Annotated in this window: 25 protein-coding genes; 9 read left to right on the top strand and 16 right to left on the bottom strand. The window is 35.8% G+C overall.

Annotated features, from left to right (window positions below):
• Positions 1-164 precede the first annotated feature (164 nt).
• On the top strand, positions 165-569 hold the full coding sequence (locus Q0941_RS05520) for a nuclear transport factor 2 family protein (protein ID WP_299292101.1): 405 nt from the start codon (positions 165-167) through the stop codon (positions 567-569).
• On the opposite strand, the gene lsrF is transcribed toward Q0941_RS05520, so the two are convergent.
• From lsrF to Q0941_RS05535, 3 genes are read right to left on the bottom strand one after another with little or no spacing between them, the layout of a single operon-like run.
• Positions 570-1637 carry a 3-hydroxy-5-phosphonooxypentane-2,4-dione thiolase gene (lsrF, locus tag Q0941_RS05525; protein ID WP_299292102.1) on the bottom strand — a complete coding sequence of 356 codons (1068 nt, stop codon included), beginning with the start codon at positions 1635-1637 and terminating at the stop codon, positions 570-572. It abuts the gene before it with no gap.
• A 44-nt stretch (positions 1638-1681) separates the two neighbouring features.
• On the bottom strand, positions 1682-2710 hold the full coding sequence (locus Q0941_RS05530; RefSeq protein ID WP_299292103.1) for a zinc-dependent dehydrogenase: 1029 nt from the start codon (positions 2708-2710) through the stop codon (positions 1682-1684).
• A 38-nt stretch (positions 2711-2748) separates the two neighbouring features.
• Positions 2749-3042 (bottom strand): V-type ATP synthase subunit F, encoded by a 294-nt coding sequence (locus tag Q0941_RS05535; protein WP_299292104.1) that lies wholly within the window; start codon positions 3040-3042, stop codon positions 2749-2751.
• Positions 3043-3129: 87 nt separating this feature from the next.
• Here Q0941_RS05535 and Q0941_RS05540 point away from each other — a divergent pair, with 87 nt between their 5' ends.
• A complete protein-coding gene (locus Q0941_RS05540) occupies positions 3130-3429 on the top strand; it encodes a hypothetical protein (protein ID WP_299292105.1) in 300 nt (99 codons plus the stop codon).
• Between the two features lie 2 nt (positions 3430-3431).
• On the opposite strand, the gene Q0941_RS05545 is transcribed toward Q0941_RS05540, so the two are convergent.
• Both Q0941_RS05545 and Q0941_RS05550 read right to left on the bottom strand, forming a co-directional pair.
• Positions 3432-3683, bottom strand: coding sequence for a hypothetical protein (locus Q0941_RS05545; protein WP_299292106.1), 252 nt, complete (start codon positions 3681-3683; stop codon positions 3432-3434).
• A gap of 39 nt (positions 3684-3722) precedes the next feature.
• Positions 3723-4025, bottom strand: coding sequence for a hypothetical protein (locus tag Q0941_RS05550; protein ID WP_299292107.1), 303 nt, complete (start codon positions 4023-4025; stop codon positions 3723-3725).
• Positions 4026-4059: 34 nt separating this feature from the next.
• Here Q0941_RS05550 and Q0941_RS05555 point away from each other — a divergent pair, with 34 nt between their 5' ends.
• Entirely contained in the window at positions 4060-4809 is a 750-nt protein-coding gene (locus tag Q0941_RS05555; protein WP_299292108.1) for a metallophosphoesterase, read from the top strand.
• A 16-nt stretch (positions 4810-4825) separates the two neighbouring features.
• Here Q0941_RS05555 and Q0941_RS05560 read toward each other — a convergent pair whose 3' ends face one another.
• From Q0941_RS05560 to carA, 3 genes are read right to left on the bottom strand one after another with little or no spacing between them, the layout of a single operon-like run.
• Positions 4826-5275 carry a hypothetical protein gene (locus tag Q0941_RS05560; RefSeq protein ID WP_299292109.1) on the bottom strand — a complete coding sequence of 150 codons (450 nt, stop codon included), beginning with the start codon at positions 5273-5275 and terminating at the stop codon, positions 4826-4828.
• A 39-nt stretch (positions 5276-5314) separates the two neighbouring features.
• Positions 5315-8557, bottom strand: a complete 3243-nt coding sequence (gene carB / locus Q0941_RS05565; RefSeq protein WP_299292110.1) for a carbamoyl-phosphate synthase (glutamine-hydrolyzing) large subunit — start codon at positions 8555-8557, stop codon at positions 5315-5317.
• Position 8558: 1 nt separating this feature from the next.
• On the bottom strand, positions 8559-9713 hold the full coding sequence (carA, locus tag Q0941_RS05570; RefSeq protein ID WP_299292111.1) for a glutamine-hydrolyzing carbamoyl-phosphate synthase small subunit: 1155 nt from the start codon (positions 9711-9713) through the stop codon (positions 8559-8561).
• A gap of 118 nt (positions 9714-9831) precedes the next feature.
• On the opposite strand from carA, the gene Q0941_RS05575 reads away from it, so the two are divergent.
• Positions 9832-10497: a YIP1 family protein gene (locus Q0941_RS05575; protein ID WP_299292112.1), complete on the top strand. Its 666-nt coding sequence runs from the start codon at positions 9832-9834 to the stop codon at positions 10495-10497.
• Here the strand turns inward: Q0941_RS05575 and Q0941_RS05580 are convergent.
• The 3 genes from Q0941_RS05580 to Q0941_RS05590 are packed head-to-tail and all read right to left on the bottom strand — an operon-like array spanning position 10494 to position 12748.
• Positions 10494-11687 (bottom strand): AAA family ATPase, encoded by a 1194-nt coding sequence (locus tag Q0941_RS05580; protein ID WP_299292113.1) that lies wholly within the window; start codon positions 11685-11687, stop codon positions 10494-10496. The two genes, Q0941_RS05575 and Q0941_RS05580, sit on opposite strands and share 4 nt — an antisense overlap.
• A 9-nt stretch (positions 11688-11696) precedes the next feature.
• Positions 11697-12182, bottom strand: a complete 486-nt coding sequence (locus Q0941_RS05585; protein WP_299292157.1) for a hypothetical protein — start codon at positions 12180-12182, stop codon at positions 11697-11699.
• A 2-nt stretch (positions 12183-12184) separates the two neighbouring features.
• Entirely contained in the window at positions 12185-12748 is a 564-nt protein-coding gene (locus Q0941_RS05590; protein ID WP_299292158.1) for a hypothetical protein, read from the bottom strand.
• 159 nt (positions 12749-12907) lie between these two features.
• Here Q0941_RS05590 and Q0941_RS05595 point away from each other — a divergent pair, with 159 nt between their 5' ends.
• Positions 12908-14068 (top strand): TrmB family transcriptional regulator, encoded by a 1161-nt coding sequence (locus Q0941_RS05595; protein WP_299292114.1) that lies wholly within the window; start codon positions 12908-12910, stop codon positions 14066-14068.
• Between the two features lie 2 nt (positions 14069-14070).
• Here Q0941_RS05595 and Q0941_RS05600 read toward each other — a convergent pair whose 3' ends face one another.
• The 4 genes from Q0941_RS05600 to Q0941_RS05615 form a co-directional block, all read right to left on the bottom strand.
• Positions 14071-14418 (bottom strand): response regulator, encoded by a 348-nt coding sequence (locus Q0941_RS05600; RefSeq protein WP_299292115.1) that lies wholly within the window; start codon positions 14416-14418, stop codon positions 14071-14073.
• Between the two features lie 202 nt (positions 14419-14620).
• On the bottom strand, positions 14621-14905 hold the full coding sequence (locus Q0941_RS05605) for a hypothetical protein (protein ID WP_299292116.1): 285 nt from the start codon (positions 14903-14905) through the stop codon (positions 14621-14623).
• Positions 14906-14985: 80 nt separating this feature from the next.
• Positions 14986-15186, bottom strand: a complete 201-nt coding sequence (locus Q0941_RS05610; protein ID WP_299292117.1) for a hypothetical protein — start codon at positions 15184-15186, stop codon at positions 14986-14988.
• Between the two features lie 30 nt (positions 15187-15216).
• Positions 15217-16476 (bottom strand): hypothetical protein, encoded by a 1260-nt coding sequence (locus Q0941_RS05615; protein ID WP_299292118.1) that lies wholly within the window; start codon positions 16474-16476, stop codon positions 15217-15219.
• A 191-nt stretch (positions 16477-16667) separates the two neighbouring features.
• Between Q0941_RS05615 and Q0941_RS05620 the strand changes: the two genes are divergently transcribed.
• Entirely contained in the window at positions 16668-17042 is a 375-nt protein-coding gene (locus Q0941_RS05620) for a hypothetical protein (protein WP_299292119.1), read from the top strand.
• A 53-nt stretch (positions 17043-17095) separates the two neighbouring features.
• Here the strand turns inward: Q0941_RS05620 and Q0941_RS05625 are convergent, their stop codons facing one another.
• Positions 17096-18079 carry a bZIP transcription factor gene (locus Q0941_RS05625; RefSeq protein WP_299292120.1) on the bottom strand — a complete coding sequence of 328 codons (984 nt, stop codon included), beginning with the start codon at positions 18077-18079 and terminating at the stop codon, positions 17096-17098.
• A 101-nt stretch (positions 18080-18180) separates the two neighbouring features.
• Between Q0941_RS05625 and Q0941_RS05630 the strand changes: the two genes are divergently transcribed.
• The 3 genes from Q0941_RS05630 to Q0941_RS05640 are packed head-to-tail and all read left to right on the top strand — an operon-like array spanning position 18181 to position 19757.
• Positions 18181-18636 (top strand): RidA family protein, encoded by a 456-nt coding sequence (locus Q0941_RS05630; protein ID WP_299292121.1) that lies wholly within the window; start codon positions 18181-18183, stop codon positions 18634-18636.
• 44 nt (positions 18637-18680) lie between these two features.
• Positions 18681-18878 (top strand): hypothetical protein, encoded by a 198-nt coding sequence (locus tag Q0941_RS05635; RefSeq protein ID WP_299292122.1) that lies wholly within the window; start codon positions 18681-18683, stop codon positions 18876-18878.
• A 60-nt stretch (positions 18879-18938) separates the two neighbouring features.
• The gene (locus Q0941_RS05640) at positions 18939-19757 is read left to right on the top strand and encodes a PEFG-CTERM sorting domain-containing protein (protein WP_299292123.1); all 819 of its coding nucleotides are present in this window, start codon (positions 18939-18941) and stop codon (positions 19755-19757) included.
• Positions 19758-19768 lie beyond the last annotated feature (11 nt).

Raw genomic sequence — 19768 nt, forward strand, 5'->3', positions numbered from 1 at the left:
CTGGCAAAATTTGGCCAATGTTTTCGTTTAATCTTTTGTTCATTGAAATCACAAAAATCACTGAGATCTGAGATATAAGGATTTTCAGAATATTCAACGTTGGAATAGGCTCAAAACTACAGAAGACTTAAACTGATAATTTCCACATTGCATGTTGGATAGTTTTGTCAGATAACGAAGAGATAATCAACGTAATTGAAACACTCTTTGAATCAGGAATCTCAAAAGATCTTACTAAACTCAAAGAGATTCATCTTGATGACTCTAAATTTTCTAGCTTTAGTGACTTGCCACCGTATGATCTCAAAGACTACAAGACAACAATTGAACTAGAAGAGTTACGTTTTGTCAGCATTTCAGATTACTCTTATGAAATTAAAAATCCAAAGATCAGTGTCTTTGGAGATACAGCTGTTGTTGCAATGGAGTTGATTCAAAAAGGAATGCTCGTAGATAACAAAGCATTCACTGGAGAGCACATGACCATTAATGGCAGAGCAACTTTTGTTCTAGTAAAACATCCAACATGGAAGATTGCTCACATTCATCTATCAAAGATAGAAGTTTGATTATTTCTTAGGATTGTTTGGTTTTGGTTGATTGCCGTTAGGCTTGTTTGATTTATTCTGATTGTTTGGTTTGTTGCCTTTTTTCTGATTAGGATTTCCTTTCTTTTGTTGTGGTTTGTTGCCTTTCTTTTGTTGTGGTTTGTTGCCTTTCTTTTGTTGTGGTTTGTTGCCTTTCTTTTGGTTTGGGTTGTTGCCTTTCTTTTGGTTTGGGTTGTTGCCTTTCTTTTGGTTTGGGTTGTTGCCTTTCTTTTGTTGTGGTTTGTTGCCTTGTGGTTTTTTCTTTTCTTGTGAGATTAATTTTTGGTATAGTTTGTAAGCTTGATCAACATTGTAATTTTGGTGAACGATTGCTTTGACTGCTTTAATCATTGGAACTGGATGCTCTGATTGCCAGATGTTTCTACCCATGTCAACTCCAACTGCGCCGCCTTTGATTGCATTGTATGTTAACTGCATTGCATCACGTTCAGGAATCTTCTTTCCGCCTGCAACAATGATTGGAACTGGGCATGATTGAACTACTTTTTCGAAATTATCACAATAATAAGTCTTGACAATGTGAGCGCCTTGTTCTGCTGCTACTCTGCATGCAAGTGAAAGATATCTTGCATCTTTACCAAGTTCTTTTCCTACTGCAGTTACTGCCAATACAGGAAGTCCATATTGTTCTGCTTCAGAAACTAATTTTCCAAGATTAACAATTGTTTGGTATTCATATTTTGAACCAACAAAGATAGACATTGCAAGTGCGCTTGCGTTTAGTCTAATTGCATCTTGAATTGATACTGTAATGTCTTCTTGAGATAAGTCATCTCCGATAATACTAGAACCACCTGAAACTCGTAAAACCATAGGAATATCTGTGTTTGCATCAACGGATGTTCTTTGAACACCACGTGTCAACATCAAAGAGTCACAGTGTTTCAAAAGTGGAGCAATTACTTTTTTTGGATTTTCTAATTTTTCAGTTGGACCAAGAAAGTATCCGTGATCAACTGCCAACATTAGTGCACGATTATTTTGAGGTTTGATAATTTGTGCTAGTCTGTTTTTTAATCCCCAATCCATTTGTCTTCGAATTGCAAAAATTTCAGGCTATTCTTAAGCCTTTCTTATTTTGTAATGATTATCTTCATGGCATTATCACCGGATTTGGCGTGTTCAAATGCCTTTTGAGTATCATCAATAGGATATGTGTGAGTGATGAGTTTCTTGACTTCTAATTTTCCTGATTCAATTAATTCTAGTGCTTCTTTGGTATCTGCATCAGAAGCTGCATAGCTTGTAACCAAAGTGATTTCCTTAGAGTATATTTTGCTCATATCAAGATTCATTGTTGCTCCTTTTGTTGGGACGCCAAACATCATTACAGCACCACCTTTTCGGACCATATCAATTGCATCCTCTAGTGCTTTGAGGCTGGATGTAGCCACGATTGCAACATCAACGCCTTTGTTTTCTGTCTCATCTAGAATCTTTTGCTTTCTGTTTTCATCAGATGAATGAATTGCATCAGTAATGTTGAATTTTTTTGCAAAGTCTAATCTGAAATCATTTACATCAAAGCAAAATATTTTAGAGAATTTTTTTGTTTGTGCCAACATTACATGCATCATGCCAGTTGGACCAACACCATAAATTGCAACAGAGTCACCATCTTGGTAGGAATACTTGTTCCAAGCTCTAACACAGCATGCCAATGGTTCAATCATTGCAGCTTCTTCAAATGAAAGTGAATCAGAAATTTTCAAGACACCACCGTGTGCAACATTCCATGCAGGAACTACATACTCTTCAGATAATCCACATGGAGAAAGATTTGTTTCAGAATATTTTTTGCACATTGTTTCATTTCCGTGACTACACAAATGACAATCATAACATGGAACATGGTGATGTGTAAAGACTCTGTCACCTTTAGCAAATTCAGTTACATCTGAGCCAACCTCAACAACTATTCCAGCTGGTTCGTGTCCTAATCTCATTGATGGTTGTCCATATTGTCCAAAGACTTTTTCCAAATCAGAACCACAAATTCCACATGCATGCATCTGAACTAAAATATCACCAGACTCTAAGGTTGGCTTTTTAGTTTCATCAACTGTAATTACAGATGGTTCTTTTACAGATGCAGTTTTCATGTTACGATTTTAGAAATTTGTACTATAAGTATATTGAACTATACACCGAGAATCTTCTTGAGCATAACTCTGTAATCGACCTCAGATTTTTCGCTGCCAGCTGCAGGCAATGCAAAGACCAAAGTTGATTTTTCAGCCCTTAGTGCTGTTAGCTGATCATTGATTTCTTCAGTAATATCGTCACTAACTAGAACCAATCCAACTTCTTCATCATCAGTTAATGTCTTGATTTCCTCTAGTGCTTTTTGTGGAGTATCAGTGATTTTGCCTGGAACTCCGGCTAGTTGAAAGCTTGTTACAAAGGATTTGCTACCGACAGTGAAGATCTTCACAATCCAAATCTTTGCATATTCTAATTTAACCCTTTTTGGGCAAATTCGGATCAGAAGGTTGATTTAGTTTAAAAAATCAGTGATTTCATGGCTGAAATTGATACTAGCAAAGATGTCTATTTGTTCCTCCATGGAAGAATGGATCTTAAAGAAAAAGCAATGAATGCACTTACTGCAAAAGGTTTTGCAGCAGACAAAGTTACCATGGCATTACCAAACAAAGTAGGAAATGTTGGCGATTACATGGCAATGATGTGGATGCCACCAAACCCAGATCATATCAAGATTCAACAAATCACCAAAGTCGAAGAAGTTGAACCAGAAGGAATGATTGGTCTTTGGAAAGGTGTTGCAAAAGACGATATCGAGTCTATTCCATTAGAATAAACTTAGCTGAATCCAGCACCAAACTCGTTTCCTTTTTCTAAGAAATCATTAGAATCAGAATTTTTCATTTTTCTAAACAACAATGTCTCATAGACAATCTTCATTGCTTCTTCATCATCAACTCCACAATCAGTTTTGATTTGATCACGATATGAAGAAAGTTTTGATTCATCTTGTTCATCAGGTGAAATGTCATCATGAACCATTAGGTTTGCAATCTTTTCAATTTCAGAGTTTCTTTGTGCATCATCCATGTAATAATTATAGAATTTCTAGTTATTAACCAGTTCTAATTACAAATCAGAGATCAAACCTGAAAGAAAATCAGTAAACTCTTCGTCTGAAAAAGTAATTGTTTCAAATTTGTCTTCTTTGATTGCAAGTGCGGCTGAATCCAAATGGTAACAAGAGGTCTTTCCATTTGATTGACCAAAATAAAATGCAGGACAAGAACAAAAATTAGCTTTAGGATCTACCCAGTACTCTTCACCTTTTCCAACGACTGTCCAAATTTTTCTTCCGGTAGGCTCAAAAACATGCAGTTTAACACGCTTTTCTGAAACTATGGTTTCTAGTCTATCAGGATCCTTGTTCATAACGGTTTAATCTCATATCCAGAGTATAACTTTGATGCTGCAAACAAGAATAGTTCCTTCAAAACCTGCCCTCATTCTAGAGGGAGAAAAGAAAAATCTCATCATAACTGACATTCACATTGGTTTTGAGAGTACCATGGCATCAAATGAAATCTTTATTGGAAAAAATTCCACAATCAATGAGACAATATCAGAGATTTCTGAAATTATTGATTCAGAGAATCCAGATTCTGTAATTTTACTAGGAGATGTAAAATCAAGCGTAAAAAGTATCGGAAAAAGTGAGTGGGATGAGGTTCCAAAATTCTTTGAAGAAATTAGAAAAAAGTGCGATGTTGTTTTAATTCCAGGAAACCATGATGCAAACATTCAGAGATTGGTGCCAGATAATATCTCAATGATTAGCTCAACTGGAATGGTTGAAGAAAATGTTTTGCTAACACATGGACATACAATGCCTTCAGAAAACTTTTCACATGTAGATAAAATTATCATGGGACATTTGCATCCAGTATTTTTTCAAGAAGATTCTGTAGTTAATGGCCAGCGTGTTTGGGTCTCCATAAAGACTGAAAAAGAAAAGATTTTTCCAAACAAGTCTGGAGAATTGGAAATTACTATAGTTCCTTCTTTTAACAAGTACTTTTACGCAACTCACAGAAAAAGATACAAAAAATCAATCTCACCAATCATTGACAGAATAGATTCCATTTCAAATGCAAGAATCATAACACTTGATGGAACTATAATTGGAAACGAATCAATTATTGATCAAGTTCTGTAAAATAAAATTTTAACAATCACAGTAAAGTTACAAAGGTGCCTTTTTGTGCACAGTTAGGACATCTTTGAGATTTTGCCCAGGTCGTTACAGTTTCTGAATATGGAACTCTAACTGAATAAGAATAGCCACAGTTCTGACAAACTACAGTCACAGGATAGCTGTTTTTCTTCCAATCATCATCTGGAGTACGCGTGAATTTCTCCAATAGTTCCTGCCCTTTCTCAGAAATTCTATACAAAGTCATATCATGAAATCCTGTCTTGTCATCAAAGGGGATTCTCTGAACAAGGCCATTCTCATCTAAGAACACAAGAATATCTTTGAGTTTGAATTCAGCAATCTTGATTTTGATAAAATTTTTCTTTACTCCATCTTTGAGATGAAGATAACGCATTCCATCTGCGCCAAATTTATCAATCCTACTTAGAACCTCATCTAGTTCATCATCAGAGAACTTTTTTGCCATTATTTTGAATAAGACTGCTATTGTTTATGTTTTTTAGAATTATTCTATCTTGTCGTATGCTTCAATTGGATCAGTTGTGGCTTTGTTGTTTTTGCGCCACTCCAGAGTCTTGACAAATGAATCAGCAAGCTCAATTGTAGTTAGTACAGGAATTCCAAGCTCTATTGCCTTTCGTCTAATTTGGTATTCGTCTTCAAGCATTCCAACGTATTTTTCAATAGTTGATGTACTTGGAATGTTTATGATAAAGTCAATCTTTCTTTCATAAAGCATATCTGAAATGTTTGGTTGTCTGTTAGGTTCAGAAATCTTGTGGACAATTTCAATTCCACCTACTTTTTCTTCAAAGAATTCAGCAGTGTGTTCAGTTGCCATAATCTTGAATCCTAATTGTTTTAGTTTTGCAATTGAAGACAATAATTTCTCCTTGTTTTCTGTTCCCCCTACAGTTACAACAGCAGTTCCAGTCTCAGGCAGTTTGTATCCAACTGAAGTCAATCCCTTTGATAGTGCATCATAGAAACTATTTCCAAAGCATGCAGCTTCACCAGTTGACTGCATCTCTACACCCAGTGCAATGTCTGCACCATCAAGTTGCATGAATGAAAACTGTGGAACCTTGATGCCGTAATTGTGGATTTTCTGCCACTTGTTTTCAGGGATTTTAGGCAGTGGTTTGTCCAAAATAGCCTTGGAAGCAAGTGAAATTAGGTTTGTTTTGACTAGTTTTGAGACAAATGGCATAGAGCGTGATGCACGAATATTCAGTTCTATTACATAGACATGATCATCATTTACCAGGAATTGTAAATTGAATGGTCCTTTGACATTAAATGTCAGAGCAATTCTTTTTGTGTAATCAGTAATTGTCTCAATGATTTTGTTACTTAATCTCCAAGGAGGAATACACATCATTGCATCACCAGAGTGAACACCTGCACTGTCAATATGTTCAACTATTGCTCCAATGATGACTTCCTTGCCGTTACTAATTCCATCAACATCAACTTCTAACGAGTTTAGCATGAACTTTGAAATTACAACTGGATGGTCTGGTGATACATCTGTTGCTTCTTTGACATATGTTTTGAGTTCATCTTGCGACCAGACAACTTTCATTGCAGCTCCGGACAAAACATAAGATGGTCTAACAATAACTGGGAATCCTACTTCTTGTGCAAATGATTTTGCTTCATTAAGATTTGAGAATGCTTGCCATCTTGGTTGACCTATGTGTAGCTTGTCTAGTTCTGCACTAAACTTTGAACGGTCTTCGGCTCTATCAACATCTTTGGCTGATGTTCCCAAAATATTGATGCCACGCTCAGCTAGTCCAGGAGTCAGATTGTTTGCAGTTTGTCCACCAACACATGTTATGACACCTTTTGGATTCTCAAAGTCAGCAATGTCAAGTAATCTTTCTTGTGTAAGTTCTTCAAAGTACAATCGAGTACAGATATCATAATCAGTTGAAACTGTTTCAGGATTACAATTAACAACTGAAACATTCTTTTCTCCATTTTCTTGCAAGCCCCAAACCATGTTGACAGTTCCCCAGTCAAATTCTACACTACTGCCGATTCTGTAAGGACCGGCACCAACTACTACAATTCCAGGGTCATCTTTTGGAACTTCGATATCATGAGAATATCCACCATATGTCAAATAGAGATAGTTGGTAACTGCAGGCCATTCTGCTGCTAGTGTATCAATCTGCTTTACTGCAGGAACCACGCCTAATTCCTTGCGTATTTTACGCACGTCATCAGGGGATTTGTCCTTTGAACGGGCAATCTGCTTGTCTGAAAAGCCTAGTTTCTTGATATCCCACATTAGAGATTTGTCTAATTCTGATTCCTTGAGTTTTGTCTCAGCATTTACAATATTTTGTATCTTTTCGATAAACCAAGGATCAATTGCAGAAAGTTTGTAGATTTTTTCAACTGAAATTCCCATTTTCAAAGCAATTGAGACATTGTACAAAATCTCATCATCATGATGAGATAGCTTGAATTCAATTTCTTCTTCAGTGTATTTTTTGCCATTTGCACGATTTAACACCAGTCCATCATTTCCAATGTCAAGCATTCTGATTGCTTTTTGTAAAGATTCTTCAAATGTTCGTCCAACTGCCATGACTTCACCAACTGATTTCATAGTAACACCAAGCTTTCGATTGACATGATCAAACTTTGCAAAGTCCCATCTTGGATGTTTACAAACTACATAGTCAAGTGATGGCTCAAAGCATGCAGTTGTACTTTTTGTAATTCTGTTTACTAGTTCTGATAAACTATAACCTAATCCAATTTTAGCTGACATGTATGCAAGTGGATAACCTGTTGCCTTGCTTGCAAGAGCTGAAGAACGAGACAAACGTGGATTGATTTCAATTGCAACATATCTGTCTGAATCTGAATCCAATGCATATTGGATGTTACACTCACCAACAATTCCAACATGTTTTGTTGCACGCAATGCAGCTGAGCGCAACATGTGATATTCATGATTGTTAATTGTTTGAGATGGTGCAACTACAATGTTATCACCAGTGTGAACTTTCATTGAAAGAATATTTTCCATGTTACAGACAATTACATTATTGCCATCATAGTCTTGCATTACCTCATATTCAATTTGTTTCCAATGACCAATGTATTCCTCAACTAGTACTTGGCCGACAAGACTTGCATTAAGACCTCGCTCTACAATTTCATGTAATTCAATCTCATTGTGAGCAATTCCACCACCACGGCCACCCAGAGTATAGGCCACTCTGATAATGACAGGATAGCCCAATTCTTCGGCAGTCTTTTTTGCATCATCAAAACTAGTGACAGTTCTACTCTTGAGTACAGGAACACCTGCTTCAGTCATCTGATCCTTGAAAAGCTGCCTGTCTTCGGTGTTTTTGATGCCTTGAACCTGAGTTCCAAGCACTTTGACACCATATTTTTGCAAAATTCCAGCTTCTTCTAGTTTGACACCACAGTTCAGAGCAGTCTGACCACCATATGCCAACATGATTCCATCAGGTCTTTCCTTCTCTACAATAGATTCAACATATTGTGGATTTACTGGTAACAGATACACTTGGTCTGCAAATCTTGTATCAGTTTGAATTGTAGCAATGTTTGGATTTATCAGGACACTTTTGAGACCGTCTTCATGAATTGCTTTAAGACACTGACTACCAGAATAATCAAATTCTCCGGCTTCACCAATTTTAATGGCGCCACTACCCAGAACAAGAATTTTGTTTAATGATTCGTTTTTTGGCATTTTATTTCTCCATTAGTTCCTTGAGTTCTTCAAAGACAAACTTGCAATCATAAGGACCAGGGGCTGCTTCAGGATGGAATTGAACTGCAATGCATTTCTTTGATTTGTGTTTTATTCCTTCAACTGTTTTGTCATCAGCGTTTGCAAACCACAATTTAAAATCAGATTTTTCAAGTGATTCAGGTTTAATTCCGTATCCATGATTCTGACTAGTAACATAAACTTGGTTAGTTTCTAAATTAACACAAGGCTTGTTTTGTCCTCTGTGTCCGTATTTTAGTTTGTAAGTTTCAGTTTTTCCTGCAATACCAATTATTTGTGCACCAAGACAAATTCCAAGTGTTGGAACATTGTTTTCAATTAATTGTTTTGTTGCCTCAATTGTTGCAGGACAGTTTTGTGGGTCTCCAGGTCCGCTACTTAAAACAATTCCTTTTGGATTGTATGACATTATTTTTTCATAACTAGTATCCCATGGAACAACAACTGCTCTGTATCCAAGTTCTCTAACATTTCTAATAATTGCAAACTTTGCACCAGTGTCAATTACAACTACTGTCTGTTCTTCATTTCCATAGATTTTTTCTTCTTTAGTTGAAACTGAATCCATAAACTGCTCAGAATTGTAATTTGTAGCCTCAGAAAGTTGCTTTTTGATGGCTTCAACATCAATCTCAGTATCAGATACAACAAGGGCGGCCATCATGACCCCACTTGTCCTGAGTTTCTTTGTTAATTCCCTAGTATCAATTTCAGCAATACCGGGAATCTTCTCATTGTGCATCCATTCATCCAAAGTCATGGACAGATTCCAGTGACTTGCAGTATGGGATAGTTCATGAACTACAAGACCTCTTGCTTGAATCTCGTCTGCTTCAAAGTACTTTGGAATCCCATCATCGTCTGTAATTTTTGGATCGGGAACTCCATAATTTCCAACAAGCGGATATGTTAGTGTAAGAATTTGCCCTTTGTATGAAGGGTCAGTTAGTGCTTCTGTATACCCAACCATACCAGTATTGAATACAATTTCACCAAAAACAGTCGTCGAATATCCAAATCCTTCTCCGTCAAGAACAGTACCATCATCAAAAATGAGCTTTCCAAACTTTTTTGCGTGGATTGATTTCTTTGTGGATATTGTGACCCTCAGCAATTCCGTTATACTTTGAATTTAAGTTTTTGGAGAAACAAAGATTTTGATTTCTGATCGCTATATTGGTAATGCATGCCTTTAGAATGTCAGTTTGAATTAATCCAGTTCTTTAACTAGTATGAATTTCTTAAAATTTTTGTTGAGAGTAGAAATCATCAAGGATCTTTTCATTCATCCAAAAAAAGCACTTGCAGAAATTGACAGTTATTCAGAAAAATATTTTTTTCCAGCAATTGCTGTCTTGATATTTTCTGCAATAGCTGCAAGCATTGCAGATGCGTCAGGAACCTGGTCTCAGGTTTTTGATGTAGATGCAACAACAGAGCCAATTGATCACGTAAGTAATTTTGCATGGGCCATTGTTGCAGGATTTTTTTCACCAGTATTGATGCTTTGGATTGCAAGAAAAATATACAAAGTTCAAAGTAATTTTAAGAGATTATTTTCCACACTGACTTTTGCAGGACTTCCATTTTCTATCATGAGTATCCCATTAGGGATTGTAATGAGTCTATACCTAATCAGTCTAATTGAGAGTCCAGAACTAGATGATGGAATGAGTTTTGTAATAATTTCAATTTTGGCATATATTCCATTAGTTATTCATTTGATAATATTGATGATAATGGCAACAAAACAAAGTCTTGAATTAAGATTAGGACAGGTGGTTGCAGTCTGGATATTGTCAGCTCTAATATTCTTAGGAATTGCAGCTGTTTTTGGTTCTATTTTAGGAGTACTTGGCGGATTTGGTTTCAGATACAGTGATTTTGCTATATCCTAAAGGGCTTGGAATTCTTCGCTCCATTTGTGATATGCTCTAATCATTTCACCTGAAACGCTTGGTTTTCTTCTTGCCATGATTTCTTTGAAATCAGCAGTTGTCAACTCTCTTGGTTGAACTGGTTCTTCTCCTTCTACGGGCTCATGATAATCTGGAGAATTGAAAATTTCATGAACTGTTTTGATTTGTGCTGCCTGACAAACGTCTTTGATGTCACTGGCACTGTAACCGTCAAAGAGTTTGCCCAAGCTAGCAGAGTTTACGCGGTAATCTTTTCTTAGGGGAGCAGTATACTGATCAAACAAATTCTCTCTTGCAGCTTGTGTTGGAAGAGATACATAGATTCTCTTTTGGAATCTTCTCAAAAATGGCCAGTCAAGACTCCATGGTTTGTTTGTTGCGCCAATTACATATAGCATCAAGTCTTTGCCTTTACCGTTAACACCATCCATTTCAGTTAGGAATTGGTTTTTAGTTCTAACTTCACCACCGACTTCACTATTTCTTGAACCTAATAGTGAATCAACTTCATCAACAAACAAGATTACTGGTTTGCCTTCTTTTTCAGCATAAGTTCTTGCCATTACAAATAATTTTGAAACATTCTTTTCTGCTTCACCAAGCCATTTGCTCATCATAGAAGATGCATCTACATTGATGAAATAACCGTCCATTTCATTTGCAGTAGCTGCTGCTAGCATTGTCTTTCCAGTGCCTGGTGGTCCATAAAGCAACATGCCTTTTGGCCATCCCAATGGGAACAGGTCTGGTCTTTTAGTTGGATAAACAATGGATTCACGTAATGCTGCTTTTGCATCATCTAAACCGATTACTTGGTCCCAAGTAACATCTGGTTTTTCTTTGAGAACTAATTCTTCAAAGTCATTTTCTGCTTCTTGTCTCTGAACAGATTTCTTTTGCTCTTCTGGAGAGGCTTTAGGGTCTACTGCAGGATCAACACCGTGTGCCTGCTGTAATGCATTAATTCGATTATGATAAGAGTTGCATCTTTCTTTGTAAATTGGATTTAGTTTGCTGTTTGGATATAGTTGCAATAGTTTTACCAGTGCATCAATTGCATGCTGATAGTGAGTAATTGCCATGCCTCTGGCTCCTTGGGAATCGCACTTGATTGCCTCTGAAGCGCTTTTGCTAGCAGTATTTTCTAATTCTTGGGGGGCTAAACTCATCGATATTACCTACGCAGTATTCCCTTGAGAATTTTGTTGGTATTCTACGGTGTTAACCTCTGTCGTAATTTTGGTTAAATTAATTGCACTTGTTTCGTGCTCGTCATAGTCAGGTCCATCATGATATTTGCCCTTAAAATCAGATTTATCAGAAATGTGAGTGTGCATGTCTTTGACCTTGCTAATAGAATCCTCAGCCTCTAAAATCAATTCTGAAACCTCATCATCGATTTCCTCCAGGGATTTTGCTGAATCTGAAATGATATCTACAAATCCTCTGAGAATAGAGCGCATCTCTTTTTTGTCCTGATATTTGGTTAACATGAAATTGGCAAGACCCACAACCTTGTCTAAATCCTGTAGTTCTTCTAGAGTTAATTTGTCAAGCTTGCCTTCTTCAGAGGGTTTTGCTTCTGAAATTTTCTTGTCAAGTTTGCCAGAAATCGATTTGATTTTCTCTAAATCCTTTGAAAAACTTCGTTTAGTGTTAAGCATCTTCAAGTGTTACATAATTTGAAAAAATCAACATTAGGGTAAGACTTACTTATTTTAGAGTCCACCATCAATTTTACTTCATCTAGTATTCTTGCAGATTCCTCATTTGACTGACTAAAATCAAATCTTGCTTTAGTTAATGCAGCTGAATCTAAAACAATACTTCCCAAATGAACTGATAATTCAGAGAGTTTTTGGCTAGAATTAGGCATGATTTCAAAGAGTTTTGCACTAATTGTTCTAATCATTGGAATTGTAGATGGCAAAACTTCTGGAAGACTAGTAACGCCATTAATTCCAGATGTTCTCTTTTTTACTACAGATAATACCTCATGGCAATACCAGTAGGTTTTTTCTAATTCAAGTGATTGCAAATGTGTAGGTTCCTGTTCATCAAAGTATGATACAAGGTCTTTGTTTGATTCTTTAAGTTCTGATTTTTTTTCAGAAAGAGTATCAATAATTTCAGATAAAAGATTCACAGAGTATTCTAATCTTGGAACCAGAGTAACTGAATGAGAGATGTTAAAATCATCAGATGATTCAATGTTACATTTTACCAACATACCAAATGTTGATTTGGAATTTTGTATATCAGGACCATGTATCACAGAAAATAGTAACCACAGTTACACCCATCTGCAGATACAATTTTGATTTTTTTTGAGTACTTGTGTAAAGGAATTTAGCTCTCAATTTTACCTAATAACAAGTCAAATACAATCATGGTCAATGAGCACGCACTAACTGTTAGCCTTGAAGAATTTGGGCTAAGCAAGTACGAAGCACAAGCCTATGTGGCATTAATTGCTAAAGGAACAATTTCCGCAAGCGAATTGGCATATTATTCAGAAATTCCAAGAACCAAGATTTACCCAACTTTGCTAAAACTTGAAAACAAAAAACTAGCAATCATCTCAAAGAGCAAACCAATCATGTGTACTGCAATTGCACCAGAAGACGCATTTGATGGAATCATTCATGAGCAAATCAACAAGGTAAATGCAATGAACACTCTAGTTTCCAATTTGAAAAAGGCAAGCGAAGAGAGCAGAAAATCAAGGGGCTCAGAAGAAAAGAGATACTTTCACATTTCAGCTAACAATGTTTTGAATCAATTACAAACCATGATTGAAGGCTCCAAATCTTCAATCAGAATTATGGCAGACCAATGGGGATTGGGATTACTAGCCGAATGCAAAGAACAACTAGTTTCAGTTCTTAGACGAAATCTAGATGTCAAAGTTATAGTGCAACCATCACAGATTTGCTCTGAAGCATTTAGAAAGATTCCAGAAGGAGTTGAGATTAGAGGTTCCGACATTACTCAGAATTGTTTCATCTTTGATGAGACAGAATTGCTGATGGTAAACAATGACAATGGCAAGGGAGCAATATTTTCATCAACTGACATTTTAGGAATTAACCAAGAAAAAGTATTTTCAAACATTTGGAAAAATGCAATCAAGACAAAGGCACTAGCTGATATGACAAAAGCTGAAGCCCAAGAAATTTACAAAATTATCAAGACTGTAAATGATTCAGGACTATCTTACATCCTAAACTCTACAATGGTCTCAAAGAAACCAGAATTTGACATGTTCAAATTACTAGAGAAAAACGGAATCTCATTCAAATCAAAGTCACTAGATGATATTATAGAAATCATTGATGCAGTACTGCAAATTACCTGCTCAGGCCATGTCAACTTTGAGGCTAACACCAAAAACATTACAGTTGAATCAAAACTAAATAGTGGTCATTCCTTGCCATGGGTTTCTATCCTTGATGGATGCCTCCAAAAACAAGGCTACAAGACTAGAACAGTATACCAAAATAATTCTTCAAAAGGCGAAAAAGTTCACATTAAAATTTCAAAAAGCTAGAACTAGCTAAGGGCTGCTAAGAGCTCTTCATTGTTTACAGGCTTTTCTAATACGGTAACTCCTTCTGAAGCAATTGATTGTAATTTAATTTCAGGAGAAGCAAATCCTGATAAAACAATAATTTTGCATTCAGGATATAGTTTTTTGACTGAATCAATTACAAACAATCCGTCGCGTTTAGGCATATTGTAATCTGTAATAATATAATCAGGATTATGTTTTTCATACAATTCTAGACCAAATGAACCATCAGTAGCTGTTCCCAAGGTTTCAATATCATGCATTTTGAGATAGGTTGAAAGATTATCAATTGTCTCTTGATCATCATCAAGAATTACTACAGACGTCATAACTTTGGATTACGAGACATCCCATATGCTCACGTGTGTTTAATCTGAACAGATATGGCTCAAACTGGTAAGACTGCAAAACAAATCTACGAATTTTGAATCATTTTAAAAAAAATACGGTATAGAGTACTTGCTTCAAATAAAATCAATGTAAAATCAAGTACTCTAAATTTAGTTTCCACTAGGGAAGACTACGAGTACTTTAGAGAATTTGTGAACGAATTATTTCGTCAAAGGCTTCAATGTATGCAATCTGTTTTAGAATTTTTTCAGTTTGCATTGTATCAGTTGTGTCTACAGAAGAACCTGTATCATTTGGGATTTTCAGGATTTCTGCTTCAACGCCTTCAAGAAGCTCTCCAAACTCGTGAACTAGTGTATCTGCCTCATGATCACCAAATACATCAGTGACACCCATCGCCATCAAGACAACTAGTGCCATTACAGCCGTTAGGGCGACAGATTTCTTGCTATTTGTTCTAGTCACAAAAAAAATGCCAAATTATCGTATTTAAAAATAAAGAAGAAAATATCTGGATTTAACAAGATTCAGATTCGCTTTTGAATTCATTCTTCATAAAATAACATAAACAGATAATCTTCAAGTTGATGACATGAATGCTCTGAACGGTCTCCTGAAGGAATCATTCCGTTTCCAATGCATTGAAAATAAAATTCCCATGGAAGAAACACAACAAGATAAAATATTCCAATTATTCCAGCAAGAATTACTGCAGTAATTATGGCAACCTCAATTTCAATTTTCATTTTCTATCAAAGATTTTTAGAATTCAGATATCAGTTTATGGATTCAAATGAACTTGTTGCTGAATTCCAAATGATTGAGAGGTTATTGTCATGTTCATAGTTTTGTACAAAGGAATCCAAGTCTGATTGATGTTGTTTTTCTAGAATTTCTAGAGTTCTTGATTTTTCATCAAGGTAATGCTCTTCTAAAACAGAGTAATCTTCACGAATGTTAATTATCATCTGGCTTGCAACATCTTTGTCCAGATTTCCAGAATTAAGTTTATCAAGAACCTCTTTTTCCTCTAGAACTTTTTCAGACATTGTACTTTTGATCAGAGATTCATATTCCAAAGTGGTTTCATCAATTTTTTGCTCAAATCGTGCCTGAATTGACTGGATTTTGACATTCAATGAATCAACTTTTTGAATTGTTCTGTCTCGCTCTAGTTTTTCAATATCAACGACTTGAGAATTTGAAAAATTTTCATCAACTAAAACTCCCATATCATATCGAATCCACATTTCTGCAGTATAATGAGTTGTACAGACATAATCATCAGCATGATTTCTATACACTAAGGTATAATCATCCCTGCATTCTGTTGTAGGATTATTCTTTCCAAGATCTTCCCAAGATATTTTATCAAATGGATTTGCTTGCAAATACTGAGGATTTGTTCTGTAATCCTCATAGTATTTTCTTAATTCTTTACCAGAGATTTCATCAATGAACTGTCCATCAGATTCAAAAAGTATTTGCTGATTATAGTATGCTTTCTCATTTAGAACGTTAAACAAGATATTTGCAGAAAGCATCTCAGCCCTTGAGATTTTTGCAGCATCTACAAATGCATCTCTAGCTTCAACAGGACCACCACCATTTGCAATTACTTCAGATAATGCGGCTCTACCAGCATTGATTTTTGATGCTGTGAATTTTAGAGGATGATCATAGATAGTTTCTGTAGAATTTGCAGGATTGTTTGCAAGGGCTCTCTCTAGCATGCTATCAAAAGTGTAATAATCCCAGACCTCTTCCCATTTTTTCAAATCATCTTCCAAGTAACGTAATACTTCGGCTCTTTTTTCTTCAAGTTCCTTTTGTTTTTCTAAATTCTCGGCATTTCTTTTTTGGATATTTTCAATCCATCGTTTACTTTTTTCTATTTTCTTTAGAATTTCTTGAGCGGTAGGATTGTTTTCTAAATCACCACTAAGAGTAGTCTGTTCTGATACTTGAGCATGCGAAGTTCCAATCAGAGTAATTGAAAAAACAATAGCTAAAATTGCTAACCCAATACCAACCATGAAAAAATGTCTGATTTTTCATATTTAGTAAGCACTGATAAATCATCAGTAAAAATCAAGATTTTAGGCACGAATGAGAGATGGGAAATTGTTTTGCAAGTGTTGCTTAAAATTCAAACAATATGAAAAAGTATGCATTTATTACAATTAAAAATTCGAGCGATTAAATATAGTATTCACCATATAGAAGCATGGAAGAGGAATCGTTACGATTCTGGATTATTCCTATGGTGTGTTTTGTTGTGGTCGCCATGATTCTTGTAGTCACCTTGGATTACAGATTCAATGTAATGTATCCAAATGCTGCAATAGAAAGAGAACAGCTAAAAACAATTACCTGTGAGGAAATTTTTGAAAAACAGAAAACAGGAAAATACTGGAGTTCTGATAACGCAAGAATTGGAGCTGAAAAAGCTTTGGCATGTTTACCACCACCGGTAGAAAAATCTAGTGGCGGAAATCCGTATGTAGAATTTTGTACTCCTGGAGGATTTGCACCAAACAAAATAATTGAGAACAGCACACACTCATTTAACCACGACACATGTGTTTGGGATCTAAAATAATCCCATTCATTTTTTATTTTGTTTACGTCTAATTAGGCACAAAATAAGCAGATTTACTGTGCTAATACCCATTCATAGATGAAACTTACTTGCTCCATCAACACTTGGTTTAGTTGAGCAACCTTTTCTTCAAGTTCTGAGATGGTCTGTCTGAGCATCTCATTTTCTTCTTCAAGTTCAGCGATTCTCTGCTCTAGTTCTCCAGAGCCTTCATAGTAATCATGCTCATCATAGTATCCATATTCTTCATGATCATAGTCTTTTTCATATTTTTCAAAAAATGAAATTACACGTTTTGCCTCTTCTGCACTCATTCCGGTTTCTGAAACAATCAACTCTACTAGTTCATCGATTTGGCCTGCTTCCCAGAGATGCTCTATCTTCTCCATTGGGATTGCATCTAGAATTTTTTCAGTTAGAGGTTCTATTGATTTCCATTCAGGATCATCCATGTATGGCTCTTCATCATAGTGTTTGTCATCATATCTTTCATTGTATTTGTAATCGTCATCATCATAGTATCTGTCATCATCATATTTGTCATCATCATAGTATCTACCATCATTATAATATCGGTCATCATCATCGTCATCATCTTCGTATCTATCATCATCGTATTTGTCACCAATGTAATTTCCTGCTGCATCATAATCATCATCTTCATATCTATCGTATCCCATGTCTTTTTCAAATGCTTCTTCTAGTTCTTCAAAAGCCAAATGCATGTCTTCTTCAAGGTGTTCTAGTTTAGTGTCATACTCTTCATACAATTCTTCAAACATTCTGTCTGCATCTTCTTCACTTAGAGAAGAATCATTTTCTAATTTATCATAGATTGCCATCTTTTGTTCTGAATAATATCTGTCTAGTTCTTCAAACTCTTTGTGATATTTCTCATCGAGTTGATGACGTTTCTCATCATATTCTTTTTCAATTTGAGAATATTTTTCCCATTCCCCATCTTCGGCCATTGCAGGAGCTATCAGTCCCACAAACATTATGGCAAACAAGCCAAAGATTGGCAATGTCTTTTGCATTAATTCAAAAATTGATTTTCAGAATATAAGGTCAAACACGGATTGTATAGTAACAGTTATCAAGTAAAACCTAAATCAAGCCAAAAACAGGCACAAATAACATGTCTGAAGACAAATTAGCATCACTAGGAATCACACTTCCAGAAGCCCCAGTACCTGCTGGAAACTATATCCCAGCAGTAAAAACAGGAAATCTGCTCTTCATTTCAGGACAAATTCCACTTGAGGGTGGCAAAGTAACTTTCACTGGAAAGGTTTCAGATGACAACCTAGAGACTGCCCAAAAATCAGCCAAAGTTTGTGCAATCAATATTCTAGCTCAAATCAAAAGAGAACTAGGTAGTCTTGACAAGGTTACAAGAATTGTAAGGCTATCAGGATTTGTCAATTCAGTTCCAGAGTTTGCAATGCAACCCAAAGTAATCAATCCAGCATCTGATTTGATGTTTGAAGTATTTGGTGAGAAAGGAAAGCATTCAAGAATTGCAGTTGGAGTAGCAAGTCTTCCACTTAATTCAATGACTGAAATTGATGCAATAGTAGAATTTGCTGAATAAAATTTGGATATTTTCTTAAATATTTTTTTCACACTATAGTTCACATGGTACAGACATGTAAGGGAGTTTGTGAGAGAATGAAATCAACTTCGTTTACCAACAATTTGAGATACAAAATCGGACAAAAATGGTGTTCGTTATGTGCATTTTTCTTTTTCACTGAAGAAACTACATGTCCATGTTGTAAAACAAGATTAAGATCAAGGGCCAGAAGTAAAAAAGAAGAGCTGCCAAGAATTTAATTTCGTATTTGTACCAATCATAAGATAAAGACAAATACTAAGAATTTTTAGAAAATAAAGATGGTCAAGTTAGCATTGGCAATTATTATTGCTGCAGCATTTGCAATTACTCCAGCCTTTGCTGAATCAACAATAGAAATTCAAGCTTCACAAGAAAAAATTAATGCGCTTGATTCAATTCTAGTTACAGGAAAAATCACAGGAGTTACAGAATACAAACCAGTCAAGCTCTTTGTCACAGACCCTAACGGATTTCTAGTATTTGCACCAGAGGCAGAAATTGGAGATGGAGGAGAATTCTCAAAACTCATCAATCCACCTATTCCTAGCTTTAATGTAGGCGTGTATACAGTCACTGCAACTCATGAAGATACCCTTGAGAGAGCATCTACCAGTTTTGTGGTAGTTGCACAAGACTTGCCTAGAAATGATATTCAAATTCCAGTTGAAGAGCCAAAAGAGGAACAAATTGCTGTAGCTCCAAAGGGAGGAATCTTGCTTAGTGCAAATGCCACAAATGGTTCTGATACCATCAAAGTATTTGGAAACACTAGTGTCTGGGGAACAGACCTTACACTAATTGTCAAATCTCCAGCTGGCAATCTTGTATCAATTGACCAAGTCACTCCAGGAATTGGAGGAGCATTTGAAACTGAAATTAAAACAGGAGGACCATTATGGAAAGAAGATGGATTTTACACAATCACTGCAAACCAAGGAGCAGGAGAAGTCCTCAAGCAATCCATCCAAGTACAAATTGAAGATGGAGTAGTAGTTCCAGAATTTGGTACTATAGCTGCAATGATTCTTGCAGTATCAATTGTCTCAATTATTGTGCTTTCTGCAAAATCAAAACTTAGTATTATTCCTAGATACTAATATTACATATC

The organism is Candidatus Nitrosopumilus sp. (assembly GCF_028278985.1).
Lineage (GTDB): Archaea > Thermoproteota > Nitrososphaeria > Nitrososphaerales > Nitrosopumilaceae > Nitrosopumilus.